Origin of the sequence: Bowdeniella massiliensis, assembly GCF_023634005.1 — a bacterium.
GTDB lineage: Bacteria > Actinomycetota > Actinomycetes > Actinomycetales > Actinomycetaceae > Bowdeniella > Bowdeniella massiliensis.
Window position 1 is genome coordinate 82987 of sequence record NZ_JALIQR010000006.1, and the last position, 12656, is coordinate 95642.

Annotated in this window: 12 protein-coding genes; 6 read left to right on the forward strand and 6 right to left on the reverse strand. The window is 65.9% G+C overall.

The genetic code is table 11. The features are described 5' to 3' along the window. The first annotated feature begins 64 nt into the window (after window positions 1–64). Window positions 65–886 (forward strand): YwiC-like family protein, encoded by an 822-nt coding sequence (locus MUN85_RS05480; protein WP_250505757.1) that lies wholly within the window; start codon window positions 65–67, stop codon window positions 884–886. Here MUN85_RS05480 and hisC read toward each other — a convergent pair. Beyond that, window positions 858–1961: a histidinol-phosphate transaminase gene (hisC, locus tag MUN85_RS05485; RefSeq protein ID WP_250505758.1), complete on the reverse strand. Its 1104-nt coding sequence runs from the start codon at window positions 1959–1961 to the stop codon at window positions 858–860. The genes MUN85_RS05480 and hisC overlap by 29 nt on opposite strands. Before the next feature lie 25 nt (window positions 1962–1986). Between hisC and MUN85_RS05490 the strand changes: the two genes are divergently transcribed. Beyond that, complete coding sequence (locus MUN85_RS05490) at window positions 1987–2373, forward strand: phage holin family protein (protein WP_092562406.1); 387 nt, start codon at window positions 1987–1989, stop codon at window positions 2371–2373. Here the strand turns inward: MUN85_RS05490 and MUN85_RS05495 are convergent. The 3 genes from MUN85_RS05495 to MUN85_RS05505 form a co-directional block, all read right to left on the reverse strand. Next, the gene (locus MUN85_RS05495) at window positions 2370–3965 is read right to left on the reverse strand and encodes a hypothetical protein (protein WP_250505759.1); all 1596 of its coding nucleotides are present in this window, start codon (window positions 3963–3965) and stop codon (window positions 2370–2372) included. The genes MUN85_RS05490 and MUN85_RS05495 overlap by 4 nt on opposite strands. Further along, window positions 3965–4168 carry a hypothetical protein gene (locus MUN85_RS05500; RefSeq protein ID WP_092562412.1) on the reverse strand — a complete coding sequence of 68 codons (204 nt, stop codon included), beginning with the start codon at window positions 4166–4168 and terminating at the stop codon, window positions 3965–3967. The genes MUN85_RS05495 and MUN85_RS05500 overlap by 1 nt, the downstream gene beginning before the upstream one ends. Window positions 4169–4258: 90 nt before the next feature. Continuing rightward, window positions 4259–5380, reverse strand: a complete 1122-nt coding sequence (locus tag MUN85_RS05505) for a glycerate kinase (RefSeq protein ID WP_250505760.1) — start codon at window positions 5378–5380, stop codon at window positions 4259–4261. A gap of 17 nt (window positions 5381–5397) precedes the next feature. Between MUN85_RS05505 and MUN85_RS05510 the strand changes: the two genes are divergently transcribed. Next, complete coding sequence (locus MUN85_RS05510) at window positions 5398–6165, forward strand: fructosamine kinase family protein (RefSeq protein ID WP_250505761.1); 768 nt, start codon at window positions 5398–5400, stop codon at window positions 6163–6165. Between the two features lie 45 nt (window positions 6166–6210). Here MUN85_RS05510 and MUN85_RS05515 read toward each other — a convergent pair whose 3' ends face one another. Both MUN85_RS05515 and MUN85_RS05520 read right to left on the reverse strand, forming a co-directional pair. Further along, entirely contained in the window at window positions 6211–7434 is a 1224-nt protein-coding gene (locus MUN85_RS05515; protein ID WP_250505845.1) for an arginine deiminase, read from the reverse strand. A 29-nt stretch (window positions 7435–7463) separates the two neighbouring features. Further along, window positions 7464–8960 (reverse strand): basic amino acid/polyamine antiporter, encoded by a 1497-nt coding sequence (locus tag MUN85_RS05520; protein WP_250505762.1) that lies wholly within the window; start codon window positions 8958–8960, stop codon window positions 7464–7466. 139 nt (window positions 8961–9099) lie between these two features. On the opposite strand from MUN85_RS05520, the gene purB reads away from it, so the two are divergent. The 3 genes from purB to MUN85_RS05535 are packed head-to-tail and all read left to right on the forward strand — an operon-like array spanning window position 9100 to window position 12642. After that, entirely contained in the window at window positions 9100–10530 is a 1431-nt protein-coding gene (gene purB / locus MUN85_RS05525) for an adenylosuccinate lyase (RefSeq protein ID WP_250505763.1), read from the forward strand. Window positions 10531–10540: 10 nt separating this feature from the next. Beyond that, window positions 10541–11206, forward strand: a complete 666-nt coding sequence (locus tag MUN85_RS05530) for a DedA family protein (protein ID WP_250505764.1) — start codon at window positions 10541–10543, stop codon at window positions 11204–11206. Next, entirely contained in the window at window positions 11203–12642 is a 1440-nt protein-coding gene (locus MUN85_RS05535) for a hypothetical protein (RefSeq protein ID WP_250505765.1), read from the forward strand. The genes MUN85_RS05530 and MUN85_RS05535 overlap by 4 nt, the downstream gene beginning before the upstream one ends. Window positions 12643–12656: the final 14 nt, after the last annotated feature.

Here is a 12656-nt window from a genome sequence, read left to right on the forward strand (position 1 = left end):
CCACCCAGTTGTGGCAACCCTACAGATAATCCCGAACTGATTTTCTCCGGTTTACAATGGAGATATGAAGCGACGTTCCCCCGGCTGGATTCCTGACCAACACGGCGCGTGGGCGATGATCACCGTGCCCGCCCTCGTCGGCGTCGTCATCGGGGGTCCCAGCTGGCGCCATATTCCGCTGCTCGCTGCCTGGTGGGTCGGCTACTTCCTGTTTCACGCCGCCTCGCTCTGGTTGAAATCACGTCGCAAAGCTCGCTACTTTCCGCCGGTGCGCGCCTACGCGCTCGCGACCGCACCCCTGCTGATAGCGACCCTCATCGCCGCGCCGTGGCTCATCGGCTGGGCGGTCTACCTCATGCCGCTTGCCGCGATCTCCGCGTGGTGCATCGCCCGCCGCAAGGACCGCTCACTGCTCAACGACGTCGTGACGATCACCGCCGCCTGCCTCATGACGATGGTGACCTTCGACGCCGCGACGCGCCCGCCGAGCCTGCTCGCGGGCCTCGCCTTCGACCCGGCCGGCACGCTCGGCGCTGATCCGAGCTGGGCGTGGCGCGCGTGTGCGGCGCTCACGGTTTACTTCATCGGCACGATCCCGCACGTGAAGTCGCTCATCCGCGAGCGCCGCAATCCACGCTACTGGGCGGGCTCGATCGGCTACCACGCCCTTGCGCTCATCGCCGCGATCGCCGTCGTGGCCCTCGGGCACTGGCCGCGCCCGCTCGCCTCAGTGCTGCTCATCCTCGCGGCGACCCTCACACTCATCCGCGCGATCGTCATGCCGCTTATTCAGCGTCGTCGCGGCAGCCCAATCCGCCCGATGCACATCGGGTTGGTGGAAATTGGGCTGTCCGCGCTTATGGCCGCCGCAGTGCTGACGAATTAGGCTCGCGCGCCGCCAAAAACTCTAAGAGACGGTCGTTTTCGGCCGGCGTCCCGATCGTCACGCGTACGCCATCGCCCGCATATCCGCGGATGAGGACGCCCTCGTCGAGGCCGGCGGCCGCGAGCTTTGCGGCATGCTCGCGCAGCGGCAGGTAAAAGAAGTTTCCACTCGTGGGCGGGATTCTCCAGCCCGCCTCGCGCAGCTCAGTTACGACGCGCTCGCGCTCCTCGATCGCCTCCTTGACCTGGCGGCGCATGACCTCCTGCTCGCCGAGCGCCACCTGGGCGGCCGCCTGCGCGATCGCGTTGACACCAAACGGGGTCGACGTCGAGCGCACGGCCGCAATGAGCCGCGGATCGCCCAGACAGTATCCGACCCGCAGCCCCGCGAGCCCATAGGCCTTGGAAAACGTCCGGAAGACGAGGACGTTTGGGTAGTTGGCAAGCTCGCTGAGATCGAAGGAGCACTCGGCATCTTCGACGTATTCCTGATACGCCTCGTCGACGAAGACCGCGACGGTGGGCGGAATCGTCTCGATGAAGTCCATGAGCTCGCTGCGGGTAATGAGGTTTCCGGTCGGGTTGTTAGGGTTGCAGACGATGACGGCGCGGGTGCGCTCGGTGACGGCGGCAGCCATCGCGGCCAGATCGTGGCTGGCGTCCTCGCGCAGCGGGACCTGAATCGAGGTGGCGCCCGCGGCCTGCGCGATGATCGGGTAGGCCTCGAAGGACCGCCAGGGGTAGACGACGTCGTCCCCCATGACGGCAAGCGCGGTCAGCGCGTGCGACAGGAGCGCCACGGAGCCGTTTCCGACGGCCACGTTCTCGGGCGTGAGTTTCCAGTGTTCCGCGATCGCGTCGGTGAGGTTGGTGGCGTAAAGATCGGGGTAACGGTTGATCTGACTGGCGGCCCGATGCACGGCATCGACGACGGCGGGGGCGGGATCAGCGGGGTTCTCATTCGATGACAGCTTCGTCATCGTGACGCCGGCCGGAGGGCGGGCGCCGGGGACGTAAGCGGGCAGGGATTCAATGTCGGGGCGGATATAGGCCCCGAGTTTTTTCTCGCTCGGCATGGTCCAACTATGACACGATGACGCTATGGGCTTCCTCATCAGACTGATCGTCTCCGCCATCGCGATCTGGCTCGCTGCCGTGATCGTTCCGGGAATCGAGCTCGCTCCGAGCGATTCGATTGGGCACAAGATTTTGATTCTTGCGGTCGTCGCGCTCTTATTCACGCTCGTCAATATGTTCATCCGGCCGATCGTGAAGGTGCTGTCCTTCCCGCTCTACATCCTGACGCTCGGGCTCTTCTCGCTCGTCGTCAACGCACTCATGCTCATGCTGACGGGGTGGATTTCGTCGAAGACGGAATTCGCCCTCAACGTGGAAGGTTTTTGGGCCGCCTTCCTCGGTGGTCTCATCATTGCGCTCGCGATGTGGGTGCTGAACATCATTCTGCCGGAGCGCTTCGAGTCGCGTTAGCGCTGCAGAAGTACGTCGATTCCGGGGTGGATGACCCGGTTGCGGACTAGCTGCGGGGCGACGTCCGCGCCGTAGATCGTGCGCGCCGCGGCGAAGGAACGCGAGCGTACCTCGGCTCCGGTATCGAAGCCGAAGACCTCGGACATGTCGTGCTTGGCGCGCACCAGATCCGGATCCGCCGAGTTCTGGACGAGTTTCATCCCCTCGGCGTAGACCTCGGCGCCGTGCGTCGAGCCGAGCCGGGCCGTCATCGTATCGGCCGTGAACGTCATGGTGACCTGGTGCGGCGCGGAGTGGTTACCGGCGCCATCGAGGGAGGGGACGCGGTCATTCTTTTCCTCCAGATGCAGCGAGGTCACGTGCTCCGGTAGCCGTTGGCTCCCGACCGGGGAGGCTGCCGTCAGGACGTAGTTGACGTGGTATTTCTCGTTCATGGCCGCTGAGGCGGCGAGGTTCATCGCGGTGATGCCGCCCTGGGAGTGCCCGACGAAGGCGACGGACTCGCCCTCCTTGATGCCCGCGGCTTCCATGGCCGCGCGGACCGAGCGCTGCGCGTCGGCGTCGAGGCCCGCGACGAGGTTGACGTTGGCGTCGTGGCTCGCCGGATTGCGGCCCCACACGCTTTTTCCTGCGGAGGTACCCGGGATGAAGACGACGTGTTGGATGCTGCCGTCAGGCTTGGTGATCGTGTCGATCTGGATGACCTGTTCCTGGCGGCGGCCGCTTTCGCGGTTGAGGCGGCCGAGTGTGCCGATGGCGTAGCCGGTTCGAGCGGCCGCCGAGTTGGGGAATCGCCCGGTGCGGCCGCCTTCGTAGACCGTCGGGCCGGTAAGCATCGAGTAGCCGATTGCCGCTCCGGCGCTCGCGATGGCGGCGGCAGGGAGCTGGCCACCGATGATGAGGGTGTCGAAGTCGGGCGGGATGGCGCGGCCGTCGGGGCCGCCGAGGTAGAAGCCGTCCGAATCGAGTTCGCTGAGGGTGACGTCGCCATCGAAGCGATCGTTGCCGATGAGGCGCATGAGGACGTAGGCGGTGCGCTGGACGGGGGTGAGGTCGTGATCGTCGGTGAAGCCTTCCGGCAGGACGTATAGGCCGGACAGCGGGCTCAGATCGAGGGAGATGGCGGCGCTGCGCACGCCCCACTGGGTGGCGGCTCCGTTGCCGACAAAGCCGGACCAGCCGCCGAGGTAGGCGGCGATACCGAAGCCGACGGCCTGCCCTCCGCGGATGTTCAGCGACAAGAGGCGACTGAACAGGCCGGGGGTCGCCTGCTGGATCTGGCGTTCGGCGGTCTGCTCGGCCTCGACGTAGATGGCGGCGGTTTGCGTCAGCGCGGCGACGAGGTCGGTGAGCCGCGCGGCCAGCGAGCCGAGGGAGTGGGTGCCATAGAGCAGGAGCAACAGATCGGAGGCGACGTCCGAGGCGTGCTCAAAGCCGGAAAGGATCTCCGTTGGCGACGTGGCAATCGCGCGCGTGACGTTGGCCGTCGCAACAGCCGTGTGGGTGCCCGCGAGCGCGATGATGGCGGCGAGCTTTTCCAGGTGCTCGGTATCGACACGCTGGCCAGCGGCGACGTGAACGATCTCCCCCATCACGCCACCTTTGCCCGGATGTAGCCGATGCGCGTGCGCAGGGCGTTGGCGGCGGCGATCGCATCCGTGACCTCGTGGTGATAGGCCTGCGCGGCACCGCCGGTCCAATCCTGGGGGTAGGCGGCCTCTAGCCGGGCGACGACTGCCGCGAGGTTATCCTCGGCGCGATCCAGGTGGGTGGATACGAAGAAATTGTCGAACATCGGGTGACTCCCTCCGACTCGTTCCGGCCGATCTGGCCGGTAGTAGGGAAGGTATGTGGCACCCGGGCGCCGTGGCGGCGCGCAGTGGACCTAGGCTCGCTCGGTGTCGACCCGCTCTGGCCTGTGCACAGTCTCGGCGAGCAGGCGCAGGACTCGAGCGACGGCAGCCTCGAGGTTGTCCGCGGCGGCGGCTTTGGCTTCGGCAAGGGTGCAGGGACCGGGCACGATGGGAATAACGGCGTCGAAGAGATGAGCGAGCTCCTCTTCGTCCGCGACGCGGCCGGCAAAAGCGATGACAGCGGCATCGGCCGCGCGCGCAATCTCGGCGACGCCCGCAGGGGTTTTTCCGGACAGCGTCTGGCTATCGATCGAGCCTTCGCCGACGAGGACAAGATCCGCGCCGGCGACCTTGTCGGCGAGGCGGACGGTATCGGCGACGATGCGTACGCCGGGCTCTAGCTGGGCGCCGAGCGCGAGGAGCGCGAAGCCCAGCCCGCCGGCCGCGCCCGCTCCCGGGGTCTCGGGGTCGGCGTCGAAGAGCGTCGAATAGTCGCGCAGGAGCGCGTCGAGCTCGCTTACCTGCTCGGGGCTCGCGCCCTTTTGGTGGCCGAAGATGGCGCTCGCGCCGCGCTCGCCGAGCAGTGGGTTATCGACGTCGCAGGCGACGCGCAGCGTGATGCCGGAAAGGTCGGGCAGCTCGATGCTCGCGGCATCGGCCAGTGCAACAGCGCCGTCGTCGATCGGATCGCCGGCAGCGGTAAGGACGCGCCCGCCGAGCCCGGCGATGAGGCCCGCGCCGCCGTCGTTCGTCGCGGAGCCGCCGAGCCCCACGATGACCGTGCTCGCACCGGCGTCGATGGCGTGCGCGATGAGTTCGCCGACGCCGCGCGTCGTCGTACGCAACGGATTGCGCTGGTCTTCGGGGACGAGATCGAGCCCGCAGGCCTGGGCACATTCGACGACGGCGACATCGCCCGCGAGGGCATAGTGGGCCTCGACGCTCTCACCGAGTGGGCCCGTCACGCGCGCGCGGCGCAGCTGTCCACCGAGCGCATCGCACACCGATTGAGCAGTGCCCTCGCCGCCGTCGGCCATCGGCACGAGCGTGATATCGGCGTCGACCACCCGCCGGATGCCGCGCGCCATTGCGTCGGCTGCCTCGCGCGCGCTCAGCGATTCCTTGAAACTATCGGGGGCGCAGACAATTCGCATACGTCCATACTGGAGGCATGGCGGACTTTCGTAAAACCGGCGACGCGCTCTCGATTGCGACGGAGGCCGCCTCGCTGCGGTGGCTTGCTGAAGCCGACGGGGCCGCCGTCGCGGAACTAACCGAGGTCAACGCCGAGGCCGGCTATCTCACGACGGCACACATCGAGACCGCTGCCCCGAGCCCGGCCGATGCCTATGCCTTCGGCGAGGCGCTTGCCCGCACCCACGCCGCGGGGGCGCCGCACTTTGGCGCTCCCCCGCCCGGCATCGGCAACCATGCGCGCTATGCGAACGTCGATATTGCAATGCCGGGTCCGGGCCTCAGCTGGGGCGAGTTCTACGCCGAATACCGCATGGCCCCCTACGTTAAGGACGCCGCCAACGCCGGCGCGATCTCACCTGCCGGGGTACGCACGATCGAGGCTGCGATGGCGCGCATCGCAGCTGGCGAGCATGATTCCGCGCTGCCCGGCCTCTGCCGCGAACCGGCCGCCCGCACCCACGGCGATCTGTGGGGCGGCAACGTCATGTGGCGCCCGGAGGCAATCCTCATCGACCCGGTCGCGCATGGTGCGCACGCGGAGACGGACCTCGGCGCGTTGCACCTGTTCGGCTCGCGGCATCTGGACGATACGATCGCGGGCTACCAGTCCGTCTCGCCGCTCGATGCTGGCTGGCGCGAGCGCATCGGGCTGCATGAGCTGCACATGCTACTCGTGCACGCCGTCCTGTTTGGCGGCTCCTATGGCCCGCAAACCGTGAGTGTCGCCGCCCGCTACGCATAAAAACGTCCGGCGACAGCCGCTAGGCTGCCGCCGGACGCGTCGGCGCTAGATGCCGGTTCTGATGGTCGGGCAGGACATGCAGCGCGGGCCACCACGGCCGCGGCCGAGTTCGCTACCTTCGACCTCCAGGACCTCAATGCCCTGGCTACGCAGGTAGGAGTTGGTGGCGACGTTGCGCTCGTAACCCACGACGACGCCGGGGCGGATCGTGAGGAAGTTGCAGCCGTCGTCCCACTGTTCGCGCTCGGCCTGCAGGGAGTCCTGCGGGGTGGTGAGCACGCGGACCTCAGGCAGGCCAAGGGCACCAGCAATCACGTCGAACATCTTGTCCGGCGAGTTGTAGGTGACGTCGAGCTTGCCGGAGGATTCTCCCGGGCGGATCGTGTTGGAGGCGAGCATGCCAAGGTTGCCGTAGGCGGTGAACGACTCTTCGTCGAGCATCGTCATGACGGTGTCCAGGTGCATGAGCGCGCGCTCGTTCGGCATGTGCAGCGCGACGATCTCGTCCGCGCGGCCGGCGTCGAAGAGCTGGCGGGCCAGGCGCTCCACACCCTGCGGCGTGGTGCGCTCCGACATACCGATCAGGACCTTGCCCTTACCGATGACGAGGACGTCGCCGCCCTCGATCGAGGCGGGGCCTTCGTCGTTGCCGAGGCTCCAACGGTTGAAGTCCTCGTTCGCGAACTTCGGGTGCCAGGTGTAGATGGCTTCGAAGTTCACGGTCTCCGGGCGACGAGCATCCATGCGCATCGAGTTGATGGCCACTCCGTCATAGACCCAGCAGGAGGTATCGCGCGTGAACAGGTGATTCGGCAACGGCGGCAGGGCGAAGTCGTCGGGACCGAGCATGTCGAAGACGACGGACTTCGGATCGCCGACCTCCTTCATGATTTCCTGCTTGGTCACGCCGCCCACGATCATGGTGGCGAGCTTGTCGGACTCGAGCCGATCCGCGTAGTTCCGCAGCGCGTCCGTTGCGGCCAGGCCGTAGCGGCGCTCATCGATGACGTGGTCCAGGACGTGGGCTCTTGCCTCAGGAATGTCCAGGACCTCCTGCAGCAGATCCTGGAAGTACAGGACCTCAATACCCTCATCACGCAGCAACTGAGCGAAGCCGTCGTGTTCTCTTTGGGCTTCCTTCAGCCACACAATGTCATCGAAAAGGAGCTTGTCCTTGTTGGTCGGGGTGAGTCTTGCTAGTTCCTGGCCGGGGCGGTGAAGAATCACCTGGTCGAGTTTTCCGACCTCTGAATCGACGTGGTACGTCATTGTCACATCATTCCTTTCTGTGGGGATGGCTAGATCGCAATGGTTCCGTTTAACCAAAGGACCAACGCTAAGACGGCACCGACACACATCGCTGCCGCAAGCGCGAGTTCCACGGGACCGTGGAAGACCTTCTCGCCGCGTTCCTTGCGCGCCCAGGCGTGAATGATCAAGCCGGGGGCATACAGGAGGGTTGCGACAAGCAAATAGTTGAGTCCTGCTCCATACAGCAACCAGACACCGTAAATCGATGCGACGACGCCGAGCGTGAGTTCTCGACCACGAGCTGAGGAATTCTTCTCGTAGGTCTTACCAGTGCTCGCAAGGTAAGCGGCATACAGAGCCGACAGCAGGTAGGGCACGAGGATCAGGGAGGACGCCAAGCTGATCATCGTCTTGTAGACACCCTCGCCCATGAAGCCGGTGAGGATGAGCGTGATCTGCATGCAGATGTTCGTCAGCCACAGGGCCGCGTACGGCGAGCCGTTCTTGTTCAGGCGGCCAAAGATCTTCGGCATCGTGCCGTCTTCGCCGGCTACCTGCATGATCTCGACGGGGATGAGCAGCCACGCCAGCAGCGCTCCGAACAGCGAGATGACCAGACCGACGGAGACGATCACGGTACCGGCATGTCCGATCACCGATTCGAGGATGCCAGCCATGGCGGGCTCGGCCTGACCGGAGATCTCGGCCTGGCGCAGCACGCCGTGCGAGAGCAGGTTGACCATCATGAGCAAAACGAGCACGAGCAGGAAGCCCACAACGGTGGCCCTACCGACGTCGCGGCGGTTCTTCGCGCGAGCGGAGTAGATCGAGGCGCCTTCAATACCGATGAAGACCCACACGGTCACGAGCATCATGCCGCGGGTCTGATCGAAGACCGACCCGAGACCCGATTCGGTACCCCAAAAGTCGCTCGTGAAGATATCGAAGTTGAACGCGAAGATCAGGATGATGATGAACAGGATGATCGGGATGAGCTTCGCGATCGTCGAGATCGTGTTGACGATTGCGGCTTGACGCACGCCCTTGATGACGAGCGTATGCAGTCCCCACAACAGGACTGATGCCGCGATGATCGCGGGCCACGTCGTGCCGCTACCAAAGCCCTTGAACCACAGGCTCAGCGTTCCGAACAGGAGGACGAAGTAGGCGATGTTGCCAACCCATGCCGAGAACCAGTAACCCCAGGCAGAAAGAAAGCCTACGAGTCGGCCAAACAGGGCTCGAGCGTAGGCGTAGACACCGGCATCGAGGTCCGGTCGTCGGTTCGCGAGGTTCTGGAAGCACAGGGCCAAGCAGCACATGCCGACCGCTGTGATGCCCCAACCGATCATGGCCGGGCCGGGCGCCGTCGTTTCCGCGACGTCGCGGGACAGGTTGAAAATACCGCCACCGATCATCGACCCCACGACGAGGGCGAGCAGCGGCAGGAATGTCAACGTGCCTTTGGAGGTGTGCGTATCTGCACCTGGTTCTGCGAGATCACTCGCTCTGCCGGACATATCTCCGGGATTGCTTGTAGTCACTATGGCTCCTTTGCCGGTGGAAACAAGCCCCTTACTCGGGCCATGAATAACGATAACGGTCTGGTAACAAAAGTCCAAGTCCCGCCACCATGAGACCCGCTCGATCCACATCGTGATCGGAGGCGGCACAATAGGAGCCATGGCCCAAGATTTGTCCTCGCTTCGCCCTCAAATTGCCCTGACTCCGCTTGATGGGCGCTACCGCAGCGTCGTTGCTCCGCTCGTCGATTCGCTCTCGGAGGCGGCGCTGAACAGGGCACGAATCACAGTGGAGATTGAGTGGCTCATTCACCTGACCGACCATGACGTCCTGCCCGGCGCGCCGACCTTCACCGACGACGACAAGGCCTACCTGCGCCAGATCGTTGCGGACTTCGGCGCCGAGGAAATCGCCGAACTCGCCGCGATCGAGGCCGAGACCCGCCACGACGTCAAGGCCGTTGAGTATTTCATCAAGCGGCGCCTGGCTGCCGCGCCCAGCGATTCCGTGCTGCCGAGCGTGGGCGAGATCGTCCACATCTTTTGCACCTCCGAGGACATCAACAACCTGTCCTATGCCCTCATCATTAAGGACGCCGTTAAGCGCACGTGGCTGCCGGCGGCGCAGGGCCTCGTCGACGATATTGCCGAGCTCGCGCGCGCAACCCGCGACGTCCCGATGCTCGCGCGCACCCACGGCCAGCCCGCCACCCCGGTGACGCTCGGCAAGGAGCTCGCCGTCACCGCATACCGGCTGACGCGCCAGCTGCGACGCATCGCAGCGGCGGAATATCTCGGCAAGATCAACGGCGCGACCGGCACCTACGGCGCGCACGCGATCTCCGTGCCGGAGGCCGACTGGCCGGCCATTGCCCGCTCCTTCGTCGAACACCTGGGCCTGACCTTCACGCCGCTGACAACCCAGATCGAGGCCCACGACTGGCAGGCCGAACTGTTCTCCGACATCGCGCGCTTCAACCGCATCGCCCACAACTTCGCCACCGACGTGTGGACCTACATTTCGCTCGGCTACTTCCGCCAAAACCTCGCGGCCCAGGGCTCCACCGGATCCTCGACGATGCCGCACAAGGTCAACCCCATCCGGTTCGAAAACGCCGAAGCGAACCTCGAAATTTCCTGCGCGCTGCTCGACACACTCGCCGCGACCCTCGTGACCTCCCGCCTGCAGCGAGACCTGACCGACTCCACGACGCAGCGCAACGTCGCCCCCGCGATCGGACACTCGCTGCTCGCGATCGACAACATGACGCGCGGCCTTGCCGGCCTCGACGTCGACCGCGTCCCCATGGAGGCGGACCTCGACGGCGCCTGGGAAGTGCTCGGCGAGGCCGTCCAACAGGCCATGCGCGCCGCCTCGATCGCGGGCGCCACCGGCATGGAGGATCCCTACGAGCGTCTCAAGGAACTCACCCGCGGCCGCAAGGTCGATGCCAGCGCGATGCGCGAATTCATCGCCTCGCTCAACATGCCCGCGGACGTCGAGGCACGCCTTGCCGCGCTCACCCCCGCCACCTACACGGGATACGCCTCTCGCCTCGTCGACGAGCTCGACGCCGACACCCGGGGGTAGGGTAAGGCCCGTGATATCGATCGTGCTGGCCGCCGCACCCGCTGACCAACCGCTGACCGGAATCGCCAGCTGGGCAGTCACCGTGATGGAGACCCTCGGCGCTTTTGGCGCCGCCGTCCTCGTCGCCGCCGAAAACCTCTTTCCGCCGATTCCCTCGGAGATCATCCTGCCGCTCGCGGGCTTTACTGCCTCCCGTGGCAGCCTCACGCTGCTCGGCGTGATCATCTGGGCGACGGTCGGCTCCGTCGTCGGCGCGCTCGCCCTGTACGGCGTCGGCGCACTCCTCGGCCGCGAACGCACCCGCAAGATCATGGGTGCCCTGCCCCTGGTGAAGATCTCCGACGTCGACAAGACCGAGGCGTTTTTCGATAAGCACGGCACCTACACCGTCTTTTTCGGCCGTATGATCCCGATCTTCCGCTCGCTCATTTCGATCCCGGCGGGCGTCACGCGTATGCCGCTAGCGATCTTTACCCTGCTGACGACGATCGGCTCGCTCATCTGGAACACCGCGCTCATCCTGGCCGGTTATTACCTGGGCGAGAACTGGCACCTCGTCGAAAACTACGTCGGCGTCGCCACCTACGTCGTCATCGCTCTCGTCCTGATCCTCGTGGTCGCATGGGTTGTCATGCGACTGCGTAACCGCTCCGCAACCGAAAGCCACTCCTCATGATGCTCCAAAAGGCCGTCACCCCCGGTATGGCCCAGGCCTACCTCGACCACGGATTCGACCGCGTCTCCGGCTGGGTCCTGAGCGCCTCCGACGTCTCCGACCTGACCAGCGATGAGAACCTGCGCCAGCTGCACCAGCTGGACTACCCCAACAGCCCCTTCGCGGCGGGCGAGGCGATCCACATCTTGCACTTCCCCTCGCCGCAGGCCACCCCGCTCGTGCGCGCCAACCCGGAGGCGATGAGCGAGCTCTTCCCCCTGCCGGCCGATGGCCTCGTCCGCGTCGACGACGTCGCCACCCCCCTGCTGTGGCTCGAGCACACCCGCCTGCCCGCGGGCGCGCGCCTGTGGCGCTTTACCCCCGGCGAATCGAGCCCGACGCTCGCCGGCACCTACAACGGCCCCGCCTTCGGTTGGCAGGACGAGGCCGGCGAGTTCCACGCCATTCCGCCCACGATCATCGCGGGCCGCGTCGGCGTCCTTGACGGCGCCGCCTATGCCGCCGAACCCGATTATGACGAGGCCGGCGACATCGTCTCCGTCACGCTCGCGACGATGAGCCAGCCCGAGGACCCAGATTTCGCCGAGACCGAGGCGGGCATGTGGGCCAAGGTCGTCGCCTTCGACGACGTCGACCTCCTGTTCGAATCCCACGTCAAGGCCACCTGCCGCGACCTGCCCGTGCGCGTCATCGAACGCTTCTCCTCCGACGACGGCGACCTCGCCCGCATCTCCTCCCTCGTGCTCGATCACGGCGCGAACCAGAACGCGAAGTTCGATTTCATCGAGGCGGGCGTGTGGGAGGCGACGCTGCCCTGGTCCGAGCTGAGCAGCATTGAGCCGACGCAACGCGTCGCCAAGGCCTGGGCGCGCGAGGAGGACCTTGCCGATACGACTCCGATCCAGGCCCAGTCTGAGGCCGAATCGAGCGCCAGCGCGGCCCGCAGCGCGTGGGTTGGCGAGGGCGAGCCGCAGGTGACGATCAAGGCCTCCGATCCGAACGACCCGCTCGCCTCCGATGACCTGCAGGAGATCTACCGCGACATCATCGCCGAGGTCGCCAAGGCCGCGCCGCGGGAGGCCGACCGCATCGAGATGATGGGCATGTGCGTCGACACGAACCTGCAGATCGCCTCCCAGGCGATCTTTGGCGAAGACGTGCGCCCGCTGCCCGAACCCGTCGAGGGCGTCGCCCCGCACCTCATCAAGCTGCGCATGGCCACCGCCAAGCCCGATCGCGGCGCCTGGTTCTCCGCATTCCTATCGATCACGCCGAACGGCCAGTTCCAGATCTCGCTCGATTACGACAACGAGCCCCGCCTCACGCGCGAATTCCCGGCCGAGGTCTGGGCCGCCGAACTCGAGCGCTTCCCGCGCAGCGAGGAGAACATCCCGAGCTGGCTGCGCGCCAAGCTTGATTCGCCCGAAGAAGAATAACGCGCTAGCACCCC